Origin of the sequence: Bradyrhizobium sp. TM239 (assembly GCF_036247985.1) — a bacterium.
In the GTDB taxonomy this organism is placed as follows: domain Bacteria; phylum Pseudomonadota; class Alphaproteobacteria; order Rhizobiales; family Xanthobacteraceae; genus Bradyrhizobium; species Bradyrhizobium ottawaense.
Genome location: NZ_BTIR01000005.1, coordinates 1 through 14,600, shown reverse-complemented (window position 1 = coordinate 14,600; position 14,600 = coordinate 1). Strand labels below are relative to the sequence as shown.

General features: G+C 65.6%; 18 protein-coding genes and 1 riboswitch. Of the genes, 14 read left to right on the top strand and 4 right to left on the bottom strand.

Features of this window, described 5'->3' with window-relative positions:
- Positions 1-12: 12 nt before the first annotated feature.
- Positions 13-1,335, top strand: a complete 1,323-nt coding sequence (locus AABA84_RS08905) for an ATP-binding protein (RefSeq protein ID WP_338311897.1) — start codon at positions 13-15, stop codon at positions 1,333-1,335.
- Between the two features lies 1 nt (position 1,336).
- On the opposite strand, the gene AABA84_RS08900 is transcribed toward AABA84_RS08905, so the two are convergent.
- A complete protein-coding gene (locus tag AABA84_RS08900) occupies positions 1,337-1,552 on the bottom strand; it encodes a hypothetical protein (RefSeq protein ID WP_338311896.1) in 216 nt (71 codons plus the stop codon).
- 256 nt (positions 1,553-1,808) lie between these two features.
- On the opposite strand from AABA84_RS08900, the gene AABA84_RS08895 reads away from it, so the two are divergent.
- The 6 genes from AABA84_RS08895 to thiC all read left to right on the top strand — a co-directional run bounded on the left by AABA84_RS08895 (position 1,809) and on the right by thiC (position 7,556).
- Positions 1,809-2,351, top strand: a complete 543-nt coding sequence (locus AABA84_RS08895; protein ID WP_212250058.1) for a lytic transglycosylase domain-containing protein — start codon at positions 1,809-1,811, stop codon at positions 2,349-2,351.
- A gap of 214 nt (positions 2,352-2,565) precedes the next feature.
- Positions 2,566-2,694: riboswitch (TPP riboswitch) on the top strand.
- The gene (locus AABA84_RS08890; RefSeq protein WP_338311895.1) at positions 2,682-3,704 is read left to right on the top strand and encodes an FAD-dependent oxidoreductase; all 1,023 of its coding nucleotides are present in this window, start codon (positions 2,682-2,684) and stop codon (positions 3,702-3,704) included. Its footprint overlaps the riboswitch before it by 13 nt.
- Complete coding sequence (gene thiS / locus AABA84_RS08885; RefSeq protein ID WP_212250062.1) at positions 3,695-3,892, top strand: sulfur carrier protein ThiS; 198 nt, start codon at positions 3,695-3,697, stop codon at positions 3,890-3,892. Before AABA84_RS08890 ends, thiS begins: the two co-directional genes overlap by 10 nt.
- Positions 3,893-4,061: 169 nt before the next feature.
- On the top strand, positions 4,062-4,844 hold the full coding sequence (locus tag AABA84_RS08880; RefSeq protein ID WP_338311894.1) for a thiazole synthase: 783 nt from the start codon (positions 4,062-4,064) through the stop codon (positions 4,842-4,844).
- Complete coding sequence (locus AABA84_RS08875; protein ID WP_338311893.1) at positions 4,831-5,457, top strand: thiamine phosphate synthase; 627 nt, start codon at positions 4,831-4,833, stop codon at positions 5,455-5,457. The genes AABA84_RS08880 and AABA84_RS08875 overlap by 14 nt, the downstream gene beginning before the upstream one ends.
- Before the next feature lie 200 nt (positions 5,458-5,657).
- The gene (gene thiC, locus AABA84_RS08870; RefSeq protein ID WP_338311892.1) at positions 5,658-7,556 is read left to right on the top strand and encodes a phosphomethylpyrimidine synthase ThiC; all 1,899 of its coding nucleotides are present in this window, start codon (positions 5,658-5,660) and stop codon (positions 7,554-7,556) included.
- 165 nt (positions 7,557-7,721) lie between these two features.
- Here the strand turns inward: thiC and AABA84_RS08865 are convergent, their stop codons facing one another.
- Entirely contained in the window at positions 7,722-8,126 is a 405-nt protein-coding gene (locus AABA84_RS08865; protein ID WP_338306154.1) for a beta/gamma crystallin-related protein, read from the bottom strand.
- 164 nt (positions 8,127-8,290) lie between these two features.
- Between AABA84_RS08865 and AABA84_RS08860 the strand changes: the two genes are divergently transcribed.
- Together AABA84_RS08860 and AABA84_RS08855 are read left to right on the top strand one after the other, a co-directional pair.
- Entirely contained in the window at positions 8,291-8,803 is a 513-nt protein-coding gene (locus AABA84_RS08860; RefSeq protein WP_338306153.1) for a mismatch-specific DNA-glycosylase, read from the top strand.
- Positions 8,804-8,968: 165 nt separating this feature from the next.
- On the top strand, positions 8,969-9,619 hold the full coding sequence (locus AABA84_RS08855) for a glutathione S-transferase family protein (protein WP_338311891.1): 651 nt from the start codon (positions 8,969-8,971) through the stop codon (positions 9,617-9,619).
- A gap of 145 nt (positions 9,620-9,764) precedes the next feature.
- Here the strand turns inward: AABA84_RS08855 and AABA84_RS08850 are convergent, their stop codons facing one another.
- Positions 9,765-11,291, bottom strand: coding sequence for an outer membrane protein (locus AABA84_RS08850; RefSeq protein WP_338311890.1), 1,527 nt, complete (start codon positions 11,289-11,291; stop codon positions 9,765-9,767).
- 211 nt (positions 11,292-11,502) lie between these two features.
- Between AABA84_RS08850 and AABA84_RS08845 the strand changes: the two genes are divergently transcribed.
- The gene (locus AABA84_RS08845) at positions 11,503-12,198 is read left to right on the top strand and encodes a glutathione S-transferase family protein (protein WP_338311889.1); all 696 of its coding nucleotides are present in this window, start codon (positions 11,503-11,505) and stop codon (positions 12,196-12,198) included.
- A gap of 122 nt (positions 12,199-12,320) precedes the next feature.
- On the opposite strand, the gene AABA84_RS08840 is transcribed toward AABA84_RS08845, so the two are convergent.
- Entirely contained in the window at positions 12,321-12,755 is a 435-nt protein-coding gene (locus AABA84_RS08840; protein WP_212250077.1) for a hypothetical protein, read from the bottom strand.
- On the opposite strand from AABA84_RS08840, the gene AABA84_RS08835 reads away from it, so the two are divergent.
- The 4 genes from AABA84_RS08835 to AABA84_RS08820 all read left to right on the top strand — a co-directional run bounded on the left by AABA84_RS08835 (position 12,739) and on the right by AABA84_RS08820 (position 14,442).
- Positions 12,739-12,933, top strand: a complete 195-nt coding sequence (locus AABA84_RS08835; RefSeq protein ID WP_338305338.1) for a hypothetical protein — start codon at positions 12,739-12,741, stop codon at positions 12,931-12,933. The genes AABA84_RS08840 and AABA84_RS08835 overlap by 17 nt on opposite strands.
- 263 nt (positions 12,934-13,196) lie before the next feature.
- Positions 13,197-13,580, top strand: a complete 384-nt coding sequence (locus AABA84_RS08830) for a RidA family protein (RefSeq protein WP_212253869.1) — start codon at positions 13,197-13,199, stop codon at positions 13,578-13,580.
- A gap of 150 nt (positions 13,581-13,730) precedes the next feature.
- The gene (locus AABA84_RS08825) at positions 13,731-13,991 is read left to right on the top strand and encodes a hypothetical protein (RefSeq protein WP_212253868.1); all 261 of its coding nucleotides are present in this window, start codon (positions 13,731-13,733) and stop codon (positions 13,989-13,991) included.
- 199 nt (positions 13,992-14,190) lie between these two features.
- Complete coding sequence (locus AABA84_RS08820; RefSeq protein ID WP_212253867.1) at positions 14,191-14,442, top strand: hypothetical protein; 252 nt, start codon at positions 14,191-14,193, stop codon at positions 14,440-14,442.
- Positions 14,443-14,600: the final 158 nt, after the last annotated feature.

Sequence of the window (14,600 nt, the reverse complement as noted above, 5' to 3'; positions counted from 1 at the left end):
GGGACGTCGACGATGAGGCCGTTCGGGTTCTTCCACCTCAAGGGGATCGGCGGGCAGATCGCCGCGCTGGTGCTCGCTTCGACCGTCGCGCTCCATCTCGTCGTCACCACCGCGTTCCTGATCAGCCGGCCGGACCGCCCCGACACGCCGCCGGACGGCGCGCATCAGCTGACCGACGCTGCGCTGCTGCTCGGCTCGGCCGAGGCCGGCGAGCGTCCGCGCCTCATCGCCGATCTCGCGCGCGCCTTCCCCAAGCTCGGCATCGAAATGTTTGCGCCCGGCACCGCAAACGTCGAGGAGAGCGACAATCAGCACCTGCGCGGGATGCGCCGTCATCTCGAGCGCGGCTACAAGGCAGTCCAGCTGGCCTCAGGCGGCACCGTATCCCGCGTCGGCGTCGAGTTGCCCGACGGCACCATGATCGCCGGGCATGTCGAGGGCGGACCGCGGCCATGGTTCTGGGGCGCGCCGTGGCTGATGGCGCTGATGTCGGCTTTCATCTGCGTCAGCGTGCTCGGGCTGTGGGCGGCGCGCGCGCTGGCAGCTCCGCTGTCGTCCTTCGCCAAGGCCGCCGAGAATTTCAGCCTCGACGGCGCGGCGGACCCCCTGCCCGAGCGCGGCCCGGAAGAAATCCGCTCGGTGGCGCGTGCGCTCAACCGCATGCATGAGCGGATCGCGCGCCTGATGTCGGATCGCACCCGGATGCTGGCGGCGATCAGCCACGATCTGCGCACGCCGATCACGCGGCTGCGCCTGCGCGCCGAGTTCGTCGAGGACGAGGGCAACCGCAAGCGCATGCTGGTCGATCTCGACCAGATGCGCGCGATGCTGGAATCGGTGCTGTCGCTGCTGCGCAACGACCGCAAGGTCGAAGCCGTGACGCTGGTCGACATCGCCAGCACGCTGCAGCTCGTCGCCGACCAGTTCGGCGACATGGGCCATGTCGTGCATTATGACGGGCCGGCGTCCGCGACCGCCGCCGCGCGGCCCGACGATCTGCATCGCGGCGTCACCAACCTGGTCGAGAACGCGGTGCGCTTCGGCGCCGAGGTGACGATCCGTCTCGACGTCTCCGGCACCACGCTCGTCATCGACGTCGAGGACGACGGCCCCGGCATTTCGGATGCGCGCAAGCAGGAGATGCTGGAGCCGTTCGTGCGCGGCGACGATGCGCGCACCATGGACGAATCCACCGGCTTCGGGCTCGGCCTGTCGATCGCGCGCGCCATCGCGCTCGCCCATGGCGGCGAGCTGTCGCTGCACGACCGCGCGCCGCATGGACTGATCGTGCGGATGCAATTGCCGCTCTGGCAGCAGCCGAAGCTCGCCGCCTGACTCAGGCCGCGAGCGGCGGGCGCTCGAGGGCGGCCTCGTCGAAGATCGCCACGGCCTCGAAGCGATAATTGCAGGCGTGGCAATTCCAGAGATAGGAGACGCGCCCCTCACCCGGCTCGATCCAGTCAGGCTTTGGGATCGGCGTGCCGCATTGGGCACAGGGGTTCTGTCTGGGGATGTCGCCGGCATACAGCCTGGCCATGTTTGATTTTGTCATGGCACCTCTCCCGATTTGCAGCGTCTTCTTACTCGCTTTCACATACCCGTGCGAATAGACAGGCGTGCTGCCGCGAGCGGGGGTCGTCCGCCCCGAAGCTTCCGCTTCGAAGCTCTCTTGCGCCAGCTTTGAGTCGTAACAGCGGCTCGGCACCGCAAAATCGGGCGATGGCGGCGTTTGGTCACATCATCGCCGCGTTCGGAACGCCTAACTGCGGCTGGGCGCAGGTCACCTAGGGGACCTCAGGGAATATCTGATGAAGATTTTACGCATTGCAGCGCTGCTCGCGGCCGGATTGACATTGCCGCAGGCCGCATTCGCCGGCGAAGCCGAATATGCCGAGATGGTCGCGGCCCATGCCCGCGCCAACGGCGTGCCGGAAGCGCTGGTGCATCGCGTCATCATGCGCGAGAGCCGCTACCAGCCGCACCTCGTCGGCCATGGCGGCACCATCGGGCTGATGCAGATCAAGCTCGCGACTGCGCGCGGGGTCGGCTACACCGGCGATGCCGCCGGCCTGCGCGATCCCAACACCAACCTCACCTATGCCGTGAAGTACCTCGCCGGCGCCTATCGCGCCGCCAATGGCGACCACGCCCGGGCCGTGCGCTATTTCGCCGGCGGCTATTACTACGCCGCCAAGCGGCAGCGGCAGGACATGGTGCAGCAGGCCAGCAACGAGACGAGCTCCCAGGCCTGGCTCGAGCCCAACGGCAACCCGCAGCCGATGTTCGGCAATGCGCCGCACAGGAAGCTGGCGCAGGGCGTGCGCAATGCGCGGGCGCAGGCGCCGAAGTAACCTCTCGTGTCCCGGACGCGCTGCAGCGTGCAACGCTGCTGCGCAGAGCCGGGACCCAGTATCCCACAAAGGCATGGGCCCCGGCTCTGCGACGCATCACGCCGTACTGGACGATGCTTCGCATCGCCAGGGGCGTGCCGGATCGCGTCCGGGGCACGGGCGGTGGGTTCCCGGCAACATGCGTTGACCACCCAGCCCCACTGTCCTACATTAGAGCCGTTCCGAGGGGTGCTCCGAGGAGGAGCTGAGATACCGCTAAATGGGCAATAACGCCCAGGACCGCGGTGACCCTTTGAACCTGATCCGGGTCATGCCGGCGAAGGGACAGGGATGTTGCAAACGACCAAGCGACCGGATTCACCGGTATCCATCATCGGCGCAGGCATCGCGGGAGCCTGGCAAGCCTTGCTGTTCGCGCAGGCCGGCCATGCCGTGACCCTGCACGAACGCGGTGACGAGGCGATGACGGACGCCACCAGCCATTGGGCCGGCGGCATGCTCGCGCCCTATTGCGAGGCCGAGGTCGCCGAACCCATCATCAGCCGCCTCGGGCTGCGCTCGCTTCATATCTGGCGGCGCGAGCTGCCCGACACGCCGTTCAACGGCTCGCTGGTCGTCGCCCATCCGCGCGAGCGCAACGATTTCGAGCGCTTTGCGCGCATGACCGAGGACCACCGCCGGCTCGATGCCTCAGGGCTCGCCGAGCTCGAGCCGTCGCTGGAGGGCCGCTTCCGCGACGCGCTGTTCTTCCCGGCCGAGGGCCATGTCGAGCCGCGCCGCGTGCTGCCGCAACTGCACGATCGCATCCGCGCCGCCGGCGGCACCATCAAGTTCGAAAGTGACGTCACCGCCGCCGATCTCGCAAAGGATCCAGACAACATCGTGATCGACTGCCGGGGCCTCGGCGCGCGCGAGGAACAACCCGAGCTTCGCGGCGTCAAGGGCGAGATGATCCTGATCGAGACAGCTGAGGTGCAGCTTGCGCGCCCGGTGCGACTGATGCATCCGCGCTGGCCTCTTTACGTGATCCCGCGCGAGGACAATCTGTTCATGCTGGGCGCGACCTCGATCGAGGCCGAGGACACCGGCGTCAGCGTCCGCTCCGCGCTGGAGCTGCTGGGCGCCGCTTACGCCGTGCACCCCGCGTTCGGCGAAGCCCGCATCGTCGAATTCGGCTCGGGGCTTCGTCCCGCCTATCCCGACAACCTGCCGCGCATCGGCATTCGCGGCAAGACGATCTCCGTCAACGGCCTTTATCGCCACGGCTTCCTGATCGCGCCGGCGCTCGCCGAGCTGACGCTCAACTATGTCGAGCGCGGCCAGATCGACAACGAGGTGATGCGATGCTTGTGATTATCAACGGCGAGCAGCGCGAAGTGGCTTCGGGAAGCGTCGATGCGCTGCTCTCGGAGCTCGACTACGAGGGCACCCATTTCGCGATCGCGCTCAACTACGACGTCGTGCCGAAAAGCCGCTGGGCCGAAACCGCACTGAAAGCCGGCGACGAGATCGAGATCATCACGCCGCGGCAGGGAGGGTGAGGAGATGGCACAGCACCTCTCCGCACGTCGTCCCGGCGAACGCCGGGACCCATACCGCGTGATCTCGCTTGAGCCACGCAGGGAGAGACCTTCCGTCGTCACACAAGCCTGTGGTTATGGGTCCCGGCGTTCGCCGGGACGACAGCGAGTTTGGGGAGACACCTGAGCCATGGTGACCTTCTACGGCAAATCCTTCGCCTCGCGCCTCCTCATCGGCAGCGCGCTCCATCCCTCGCCTGCGATCATGCAGTCCGCGATCCGCGCCTCCGGCTCGAACATCGTCACGGTGTCGCTGCGGCGCGAATCCGCCGGCGGCAAGACCGGGGACGCGTTCTGGAATCTGATCCGCGAGCTCGACGTCACCGTGCTGCCGAACACCGCCGGCTGCCGCACGGTGCGCGAAGCGGTGACCACCGCCAAGCTCGCCCGGGAATTGTTCGGCACCACCTGGATCAAGCTCGAGGTCATCGCCGACAACGACACGCTGCAGCCCGACGTCGTCGGCCTGGTCGAAGCCGCCGGCATCCTGATCAAGGACGGCTTTGACGTATTCCCCTATTGCACCGAGGACCTCTCGGTCGCGAACCGCCTCGTCGATGCCGGCTGCAAGGTGGTGATGCCGTGGGCAGCTCCCATCGGCAGCGCGAAGGGCATCACCAACCGCGACGCGCTGAAGCTGATGCGCGAGCGCCTGCCCGACATCACGCTGGTGGTCGACGCCGGCTTAGGGGCGCCCAGCCACGCGGCGCAGGCGCTGGAGCTCGGCTTTGATGCCGTGCTGCTCAACACCGCGATCGCCAAAGCCGCCGATCCCGTCGCGATGGCCAAAGCGTTCCGCCTCGGCTGTGATGCCGGCCGCACCGCTTTCGAAGCCGGGCTGATGAACGCGCGCGACTTCGCCTCCCCCTCCACCCCTGTCGTTGGGACCCCGTTCTGGCATGCCGTATCCTGATCGTAACGCGTATCCTGATCGATTTTATCCCGTCGTCGACAGCCTCAAATGGGTCGAGCGGCTGACAAAGCTCGGCGTCGGCACCATCCAGCTGCGCGCCAAGGAGCTCAACGACGCCGACGCGCTGCAGATCGTCACCGACGCGCTGGCGATCACCAAGGACACGCAAGCCAAGCTGGTCGTGAACGACTATTGGCGCGCCGCCGTCGTCGCCGGCGCGAAGTACCTGCATCTCGGTCAGGAGGATCTGGCGGAAGCCGACCTCAAATCCATCCGCGAGGCGGGCCTCTCGCTCGGCATCTCCACCCATGACGATGCCGAGCTTGAAACCGCACTCAAGGCCAAGCCCGACTACGTCGCGCTCGGCCCGATCTTCTTCACCACGCTCAAATCGATGCGCTTCGAGCCGCAGGGCATTCCGAAGATCACGGAGTGGAAGAAGCGCATCGGCACCATTCCGCTGGTCGCGATCGGCGGCATCAAGTTCGAGCACGCCCCGGAGATCTTTGCGGCGGGCGCGGATTCCATCGCGGTGGTGTCCGACGTGACGCAAAACGCCGATCCCGATGCCCGCGTGCGTCAATGGCTCGGCCTACCTGCGGAGGCCGCGTGATGCGCACGCTCTCTCCACACACTCCGCCGTCATCGCCCGGCTTGACCGGGCGATCCAGTACGCCGCGGCTCTTCCGTATCCCACGACAGTCTCTGGAATACTGGATCCCCGCCCCCCGTGCGCGATTGCGCACTAGGCGGGGATGACAGCTGTAATCGACGCTCGCGCAGCGAAACTAACGAATTAAACCGGAGGATCCCATGAACATCCGCTCCAACCCCGACAAGACCGTCCCCGCCGTCACCACCGGGCCCCTTCCCTCCTCGCGAAAGATCTTCGCCTCCCCCGACGCCGCGCCCGATCTGCGCGTGCCCTTGCGCGAGATCATCCTGTCCGAAGGTGCGGGCGAGCCGAACCTGCCGGTCTACGACACCTCCGGCCCCTACACCGATCCGAGCGTCACCATCGACGTCAACGCCGGCCTTGCCCGCAATCGCAAAGCCTGGGTGCTGGAGCGCGGCGGCGTCGAGGAATATCAGGGCCGGCAGATCAAGCCGGAGGACAATGGCAGCGTCTCCACCGACAAGGCCGCGCGCGCCTTCTCGGCCTATCACCAGCCGCTGCGCGGCCTCGACGGCCACAAGATCACCCAGCTCGAATTCGCCCGCGCCGGCATCATCACCAAGGAGATGATCTACGTCGCCGCCCGCGAAAACCTCGGCCGCAAGCAGCAGCTCGAGCGCGCGGAAGCCGCCCTCGCCGACGGCGAGAGCTTCGGCGCCTCGGTGCCCGCCTTCATCACGCCGGAATTCGTGCGCGACGAGATCGCGCGCGGCCGCGCCATCATCCCCTGCAACATCAACCACTCAGAGCTCGAGCCGATGATCATCGGCCGCAACTTCCTGACCAAGATCAACGCCAATATCGGCAACTCGGCGGTGACGTCGTCGGTCGAGGAAGAGGTCGAGAAGATGGTGTGGGCCATCCGCTGGGGCGCCGACACCGTGATGGACCTCTCGACGGGCCGCAACATCCACACCACGCGCGAATGGATCCTGCGCAACTCGCCGGTGCCGATCGGCACCGTTCCGATCTACCAGGCGCTGGAGAAGTGCAACGGCGATCCGGTGGCGCTGACCTGGGAGCTCTACAAGGACACGCTGATCGAGCAGTGCGAGCAGGGCGTCGACTATTTCACCATCCACGCCGGCGTGCGCCTGCAATACATCCACCTCACCGCCAGCCGCGTCACCGGCATCGTCAGCCGCGGCGGCTCGATCATGGCGAAGTGGTGCCTGGCGCATCACAAGGAAAGCTTCCTCTACACCCATTTCGACGAGATCTGCGACCTCATGCGCAAGTATGACGTCTCGTTCTCGCTCGGCGACGGCCTGCGTCCGGGCTCGATCGCCGACGCCAACGACCGCGCCCAGTTTGCCGAGCTCGAAACCCTCGGCGAGCTGACAAAAATCGCGTGGGACAAGGGCTGCCAGGTCATGATCGAAGGCCCCGGCCACGTGCCGATGCACAAGATCAAGATCAACATGGACAAGCAGCTGAAGGAGTGCGGCGAAGCCCCGTTCTACACGCTTGGACCGCTGACCACCGACATCGCGCCGGGCTACGACCACATCACCTCAGGGATTGGTGCGGCCATGATCGGCTGGTTCGGCTGCGCCATGCTCTGCTACGTCACCCCGAAGGAGCATCTCGGCCTGCCCGATCGCAACGACGTCAAGGTCGGCGTCATCACCTACAAGATCGCCGCCCACGCCTCCGATCTCGCCAAGGGCCACCCGGCGGCGCAACTGCGCGACGACGCCCTCTCCCGCGCGAGGTTCGACTTCCGCTGGAGCGACCAGTTCAACCTCGGCCTCGATCCGGATACGGCCAAGAACTTCCACGACGAGACCCTGCCGAAGGAAGCCCACAAGGTCGCGCATTTCTGCTCGATGTGCGGACCGAAATTCTGCTCGATGAAGATCACGCAGGACGTGCGGGACTACGCGGCGACGCTGAATGATCCGGCGGCGGTGGGGATGTCGATGAGCGGGACCGCCGAGGACGGCATGGCCAAGATGAGCGCGAAGTTCAAGGAGATGGGGAGCAGCGTTTATCTGGATGCGGAGAAGGTGAAGGAGAGCAATCGGGTGTTGTGAGGACGCGTAGGGTGAGCAGGGCAGGGCGTGCTCACCAACCGTCACACGACATCGTTGCCGCTGGTGGTTAGCACGGCGCCTTGCGCCTTTGCCCGCGCTTCGACGTGTTCACGCGGCGGGATGCGGAACATCCCGCCGCGTTTGGTTTGCGACGTCCCCTAGCTTCTAACAGAAGCTAATCAGCTTGAAAGACGACACAATATCGTTTGGGATCTGCGCGTACTGTCCGGGAGCAAAATCCCAAGATTGACCGCCAAAATTGGTGTGCTCGAACAGGCGCCAATGTCCACCAAGAACAACAATTGAGGAGATTTTGTCGTTCCACCAGTCTCCGACGTAGTTCCAATTAAGGCTGGTTTGCGCTGATGCGCCGCCCCAATTGGCATGCTCGTAGATGACGATTTCGGGAAGACGAATGCAGCCTTCGGCCATCTCGAACTTGGCGGAGGTAGTATCCCCCTGCTCAAACACTTTACCTTTCTTCGGCATGGACTTGATCAGCGGGGACTGCAAATCCACCATGGAGCCATTGGCCGCATTAAGAGCGTGTACGGGCACAAGTCGATCCATTGTCAATCTCCTAAAATGAAAATCTGAAACGACCGAACATTAGACGAGTTCTTTGCATCATTCAATCTTTGCGTGCAAATGCCCCCCCCAAGATTGGCCCGGCAACTGCTCTGATAGGTTCTTAGTTGACCATCCGATCAAACTATCGAACAAGGACGCGCAGCTTGCTCGCCCCCACCCCCCACCGCCTCCCCGACCAACTCCTTCCCAACCTCCGTCTCGTCTTCGTCGGCACCGCCGCCTCGACGCGTTCGGCCGAGCTCGGGCACTACTACGCCCATCCCGGCAACCGCTTCTGGCGCGCGATCCATGAGGCCGGGATCACGCCGCAGCGCTATCAGCCGGGCGAGTTCGCTTCGCTGATCCAGCTCGGCATCGGCTTCACCGATCTCTCCAAGTCGGGCGCCGGGATGGATCACCAGATCGCGGCTGAGACGATCGATGTGCCCGGCTTCAGGGCCAAGATCGAAAAGTATCGGCCGCGGACGATTGCGTTCACGAGCAAGAAGGCGGCGAGCTTGTTTTATGGCAGGCCGTCGAATGTGATCTCGCTCGGGAGGCAACCGCGCGATGCAGGCTTGCCGGAGATCTTCGTGCTGCCGTCGCCGTCGGGGGCGGCGTCCGGGCATTGGACGCTGGAGCCGTGGCGCGAGTTGGCGGCGTGGATCGCTGCGTAGGGTGGGCAAAGGCGCTCTTGCGCCGTGCCCACCATCTTTGCGTGGGTCCGGCAGAACGTGGGCACGGCGCGCGAAGAGCGCGCCTTTGCCCACCCTACGGCACTGTCGGAATCCGCCCCCGTCGTTCGTCCTCCGGACCACGCGCGACCCACATGGAGCCCCCACATGCCCCCGATCATCACCGCCTTCGAATCCTCGCCCGACCGCGGCAAGGGGCAGGCTCGCGACATGCGGGTTCGATGGGCGTTCGAGGAAGCCGGGCAACCCTACGACGTTCGCCTCGTCTCGTTTGCCGCGATGAAGCAGCCGGCGCATCTGGCGCTGCATCCGTTCGGGCAGATTCCGACCTATGAGGATGGCGATCTCACTTTGTTCGAGTCCGGCGCGATCGTGCTGCATATCGCCGAGCGCCACGATGGCTTGCTGCCGAAGGACGCCAATGCCCGCGCCCGCGCGATCGCGTGGATGTTCGCCGCGCTGAGCACGGTGGAGCCGCCGATCGTCGAGCTCACCATGGCCATGCTGTTCGAGCGCGACAGGAGCTGGTACGCGGAGCGGCTGCCTATGCTCCAGGAGCGCGTCCGTGCCAGGCTCGGCGAACTGTCCCGCCACATCAGTGGTGCCGACTGGCTCGATGGCGCCTTCAGCGCCGGCGATCTCATGATGGTGACGGTGCTGCGGCGGCTGAACACATCCGGACTGCTCGACGAATATCCTGACATCGCCGCCTATGTCGCGCGCGGTGAAGCGCGTCCGGCGTTCAGGCGCGCGTTCGATGCGCAGCTTGCGGTGTTCAAGGCTGCATCACAGTCGTAGGGTGGATTGGCCCCGGGCTGCGCGAATGTCCCTCGGCGTAATCCACCTCTGTGGATTTCCGCGGACACAGAAGAGGTGGGTTACGCCGCGCGGACTGCGCTTCGCGCAGCCGCCGAGCTAACCCACCCTACGACTACGCGCCGCCTCACTGAAACCGATACGTCACGGCGAACGTCGCCAGATGCGCCCGCATCGCGACGTCGTAGGTGTTGACGGACGGATCGAACTCGGCCCGGCCGCTCGACCGTGCGACGGTGAAGCCGGACTTGCCGTAATCGGCATAGCGGTATTCGGCGCGCGCGAGCCAGTTGCCCCACAGCACGGTCTCGAGGCCGCCGCCGAGCGTCCAGCCCATCTTCGTGGTCGACGAATTGATGATCGGCGACGACAGCGCGAAGAAGCCGCTGCAGTTGCGGCTGGTGCAGGTCGAGGTCAACTCGAAGTTCTGCCACGCCGCGCCGGCGGTGGCATAGAGCATGGTCTGCGGGCTCACGAGATAACCGCCGCGCAGGCGCAGGGACGCGTCCCAGCGGCTGCGGATCGACAGGCTCTCGCCGCGCGCCTGGGAGTCGGCGAGATGGATGCTGGTAAAACCTTCGCGCATGGTGGTGCGGTCGGCCAGGCCGACATCGCCCTCGACGCCGGCGGTCCATTGCGAGGCAAGCTGCCAGAGATAGCCGGCATAGGGGCTGGCGCGGAACGCCGTGTTGTCCATCGGCCGGTTGTTGGCACGTTCGGCAAGATCGAACGCAAAGCCGCCGATCGTCTCCGACGTCGCCGTCAGATCGGTGCGCGTGGCGCGGGCGCCGAGGCCGAGGCCGGCATAGGCCCCGGTCCAGGACGGCAGCATGGCGGCCTGCGCCTGCAGCGGATGCGAACCGCCGCCGGTGACGGGAGCGCCGAACTTCCAGGCGAGGCCGACGCTTGCCGTGTGGGTCCGCAGCCTGGTGTCGAAATTGTCGACCGTCAGCGCGGGCCCCGCGCCGCTTCTGGTGCGTGCCATGGTGAACGGCGTGGTGCCGAAATCGGCGTAGCGATAGTCGGCGCGCAGCAGCCAGTTGCCCCACAGCGCGGTCTCGAGACCGCCGCCGAACGTCCAGCCGGTCTTCGTCGCGGAGTTCGAGACCGTGGTCGGCGTGGCGTCGTTGCAGGTGGCGCCGACGCAGACCGAGGTGACGTCGAACTGCTGCCAGGCAAGTCCGCCCGTCAGATAGACCAGTGTCGCCGGCGTCAGCAGATAGCCGGCGCGGCCGCGCAGGCTCGCATCCCAGCCGGCCGTGAGCGCAAGGCTGTCGACGAGGAAGGTGGACGAGCCGGCCCGCGGCGAGGCGCGAAACCCCTGGAGGATGGTGGTCTGGCGACCAAAACCCACATCGCCTTCGACGCCAAGGACCCAGCTCGGCGCCACCTGCCAATTGAAGCCGGCATAGGGGTTGACGCGAAGGCCCGGGCCGTCGAACGGCTGACTGACGACGGCATCGCTGATGTCACGGGGAACACCGTCCAACAGCACCGATGTGGTGGTGAGGTCGGCGGCCGTCGATCGAAAGCCGAGGCCGAGGCCGGCATAGAAGCCGGTCCACGACGAGACCGCGACCGGCGGCGCCTTGGTGAGCGGCTTTGCCGCGAGGTCCGCAGCCTGTGCCGGTCCTGCGAAAGCCAGCCCGACCATAAGTGCGCCACCGCAAAACAATGCCGGCATATTTCGGCGGGTCGGTGAACATCGCATGTCGGGGCCCTGGCGCAAGAACTCGAGGCCGAATCCGTACCCCGAACGGGGGACACTTCGCGTCCTTCGATCGAACGACACCGCCCACACGGCGCCGGACTGTTGCAAGCGTGTCACTGCAGCGATACGACTCCGGATGGAAGGGAGCCCGCCCATGCTGCCCCTCTATTCCTACCCGCAACTGTTCGGCGTCGCCGACAACAACGGCTACGGCCTCAAGGTCTACGCCTTCTTCAAGCTCGCGGGCCTGGAGTTCGTGCACGAGCACATCTTCGACGCCTCGGCCGCACCGCGCGGGCAGCTGCCTTACGTCGTCGACGACGGCGAGAGCATCGGCGACAGCGAGACCATCATCGCGCATGCGATCGCGAAATATCGTCTCACCATCGATGCCGGACTTTCACCGGAGCAGCGCCGCACCAATCTCCTCGTCACGCGCATGCTCGACGATCTCTACTGGGTGATGTCGTATTCGCGCTGGAAGGACGAGCGCTTCTATCCGGCGTTCCGCGACGGCTTCATTGCGCAACATCCGCAAGTGTGTGCAGAAGGATTCGAGAAGGCGAAGGCGTATAATGCGCAGCGTTATCATTACCAGGGCATCGGCCGCTACACGCCGGAGCAGGCTTACGCGCGGGGGCTCGCCGATTTGCAGGCGCTGGCCGAGATCGTGCCCGCCGCCGGCTTCGTGCACGGCGCGACGCCAACGAGCGTCGATGCCGGCATCTACGGCTTCGTCGCGAATATCCTTTATTTTCCGATCCCGACGCCGCTGAAGGTGTTCGTCGATGCGCAGAAGGATCTCGTCGCGCATTGCGAGCGGATTCATGCGATGGTCGGAAAATCGTAGGGTGGGTTAGCGCAGCGGCTGCGCGAAGCGCTGGCCGATGAGCGTAACCCACCTCTTCTCTTTCCGCGGTGACAGAAGTGGTGGGTTACGCCAAGGGGCTAACCCACCCTACGCAACCGTCCCTACCGCATCGTGATCGCAAGGCCGCTGAGATCCGCGTTCGCCATCAACCCGACCTGCGTGCCCGTCAGCTCCAGCACGGCGCCCTTCTGGTTGGTGAGCACGATGGCGCGGGCGCCGCGGCCGACGGCAAGGCCGGCACCGGCGGCACCGTAGACGCCGGCGACATCGGAGGGACGGTTGATGTTGGAGACGCGGCCGCGCAGCACGGTCTTGGAACCGCCGAACACGAGGCCGTAGTCGAGCCCGCCGGTGGACAGCCCATAGGAGCGGCCGCGGAAGTTGAGCACGCCGGAGCCGCCGGAGCCGCCGATGATCCAGCCCGCCTTGTAGATCGTCAGCACCACGGTGCCGCCGTCGGCCATCGCCGAGGTCGAGAGCCCGGCCAGGGCGGCAATGGCGACCAGCGCGGCGCGGAAGATGGATGCGATCTTCATGGATGTCTCCGGGGGCTATTTTTTAGGGAGGAAAGCGAATCAGGCGAGCCGAATTTACCCGATGGATCGCGGCGGGAACATGATGGGCTGGCGTGAGACGCGAGGTGTGGCAGCCCGTTCGACTGTCATCGCCCGGTTCAACCGGGCGATCCAGTATTCCAGAGGCGGCGATGATTGAGCCGAGAGGCCGCGGCGTGCTGGATGCCCCGGTCGAGCCGGGGGCATGACGACGGAGTGTGGGGCACAAGATCACGCATCGCCGTCATGCCCTTCTGCCCCTGTTTTGCCCGACGGATCGGACGCACCTTCGGCTAAACAGAAATTCAAGGAAATCCAACGGCTTCCCTACTGTGCATGGGGTTGTTTTCGCATTTTTTGGTTTGAGCACCCCTCGCCTGCCGCTACGCTCATGGCCCCGAGAGCACTCTTCGAGGTGATGCCATGCCGATCCAGCATTTCGCGCCCCCGCCGCACGTGAAGGCGCCGCCGCTGTCCTTTGCGACGCGCGTCGGTGATCTCCTGTTCGTCTCCGGCATTCCCGGCTTCGATGCCAATGGTGCGCTGCCCGACGGTTTCGAGGCGCAGTTCGCCAATGTCGTCGTCAACATCAAGCGCGTGCTGGGCGAGGCCGGCGCCGGTGTCCGCGACCTCGTCAAGGTCAACGTGCTCTTGACCCGCGCCTCGGACGTTGCCGCCATGAACGCGCTCTATGCCGGCGCCTTCGGCCCGCCGCCCTATCCGGCCCGCACCACCTGCGTGGTGCAGGCCCTGCCCGACCCGAGGATGCTGATCGAGATCGAGGCGGTGGCCTCGCTGGCGAAGTGAGCCACTGAGCGTGTGGCTTGCCGGGCACGCGAGCGAACCAAATGCTTGGGGAACAGCTGACATGTCCGTGAACGGCAGCTCCCCGGCTTGCAAAGGACCTGCTTTTACCGCACGAATTTTTGCGCCCACTTCCCCATCAGGAGATATTTCATGCGTCGCGTTCTCGCGCTCTGTGCCGTTGCCGGCATCGCCACCTCCGTCTTTGCCGTGCCGGCCTCGGCGGCGGTCGGCTATTACGTGATCCGCTGGGACAACACCGGCATCTGCCAGGTCTGGAACGAGGACCTGAAGTACAAGCCGTTCCAGTTTGGGGTTTCGACCTACAAGGTCGTCAGCAAGCCGCTCCCGACCTTCCAGGCCGCTTCCGACGTCCAGATCAAGATGCGCGCCGAGCGCCGCTGCACGCTCTGAGCTTTTGCAACGGACCGGTTTTCGAGGGCGGGTCGCGCGAGCGATCCGCCCTCTTCTTTTTGCGGGACCGCGCGCTTTGAACCTGACCGGCCTGCGGAACTACTCACATCTTGTCCGGGGCGCATCCGAAAGCGTCCGGCACCCAGCCCTCCCCGCATTGCCGGGAGGCGCATCACATCATTCATTTGAGGAGCTGATCATGCGTCGTATGTCCGTGCTGTGCGCTGCCGCCGGTCTTGCCGTCACCGCCTTCGTCGCGGCGAGCCCTGCGGAAGCCAGCTATCACCTGATCCGCTGGCAGGACACTGGCCTGTGCCAGATCTGGGACGAGAGCATCCCGACCACGCCGTGGCCGGCCGGCTATCATCGCGCCAGCGCAACCGTTCCGACGTTCATCGACGCACTCGCGGTGAAGGATGCCGCGCTGAAGAACGGTCAGTGCACCTGGTAGGATCTCGATCGCGGACGAAGAGCGGGCAAGGACGCGGGCATGCGTTCTTGCCCGTTTCTGTTCGAGATGTCGCAGGGTGGGCCAAGCGCAAGCGTGCCCACCGTTTCCATCTATCACGAAGATGGTGGGCACGGCGCGATGCGCCTTTGCCCACCCTT

What these genes read in the sequence shown, in the direction of transcription:
- AABA84_RS08855 (WP_338311891.1), top strand. Translation starts at nt 8,969, where the DNA reads ATGCCCCCGATCATCACCGCCTTCGAATCCTCGCCCGACCGCGGCAAG.
- AABA84_RS08850 (WP_338311890.1), bottom strand. Translation starts at nt 11,291, where the DNA reads ATGGTCGGGCTGGCTTTCGCAGGACCGGCACAGGCTGCGGACCTCGCG.
- AABA84_RS08840 (WP_212250077.1), bottom strand. Translation starts at nt 12,755, where the DNA reads ATGAAGATCGCATCCATCTTCCGCGCCGCGCTGGTCGCCATTGCCGCC.
- AABA84_RS08845 (WP_338311889.1), top strand. Translation starts at nt 11,503, where the DNA reads ATGCTGCCCCTCTATTCCTACCCGCAACTGTTCGGCGTCGCCGACAAC.
- AABA84_RS08895 (WP_212250058.1), top strand. Translation starts at nt 1,809, where the DNA reads ATGAAGATTTTACGCATTGCAGCGCTGCTCGCGGCCGGATTGACATTG.
- AABA84_RS08825 (WP_212253868.1), top strand. Translation starts at nt 13,731, where the DNA reads ATGCGTCGCGTTCTCGCGCTCTGTGCCGTTGCCGGCATCGCCACCTCC.
- thiS (WP_212250062.1), top strand. Translation starts at nt 3,695, where the DNA reads ATGCTTGTGATTATCAACGGCGAGCAGCGCGAAGTGGCTTCGGGAAGC.
- AABA84_RS08820 (WP_212253867.1), top strand. Translation starts at nt 14,191, where the DNA reads ATGCGTCGTATGTCCGTGCTGTGCGCTGCCGCCGGTCTTGCCGTCACC.
- AABA84_RS08875 (WP_338311893.1), top strand. Translation starts at nt 4,831, where the DNA reads ATGCCGTATCCTGATCGTAACGCGTATCCTGATCGATTTTATCCCGTC.
- AABA84_RS08900 (WP_338311896.1), bottom strand. Translation starts at nt 1,552, where the DNA reads ATGACAAAATCAAACATGGCCAGGCTGTATGCCGGCGACATCCCCAGA.
- thiC (WP_338311892.1), top strand. Translation starts at nt 5,658, where the DNA reads ATGAACATCCGCTCCAACCCCGACAAGACCGTCCCCGCCGTCACCACC.
- AABA84_RS08880 (WP_338311894.1), top strand. Translation starts at nt 4,062, where the DNA reads ATGGTGACCTTCTACGGCAAATCCTTCGCCTCGCGCCTCCTCATCGGC.
- AABA84_RS08835 (WP_338305338.1), top strand. Translation starts at nt 12,739, where the DNA reads ATGGATGCGATCTTCATGGATGTCTCCGGGGGCTATTTTTTAGGGAGG.
- AABA84_RS08905 (WP_338311897.1), top strand. Translation starts at nt 13, where the DNA reads ATGAGGCCGTTCGGGTTCTTCCACCTCAAGGGGATCGGCGGGCAGATC.
- AABA84_RS08830 (WP_212253869.1), top strand. Translation starts at nt 13,197, where the DNA reads ATGCCGATCCAGCATTTCGCGCCCCCGCCGCACGTGAAGGCGCCGCCG.
- AABA84_RS08890 (WP_338311895.1), top strand. Translation starts at nt 2,682, where the DNA reads ATGTTGCAAACGACCAAGCGACCGGATTCACCGGTATCCATCATCGGC.
- AABA84_RS08865 (WP_338306154.1), bottom strand. Translation starts at nt 8,126, where the DNA reads ATGGATCGACTTGTGCCCGTACACGCTCTTAATGCGGCCAATGGCTCC.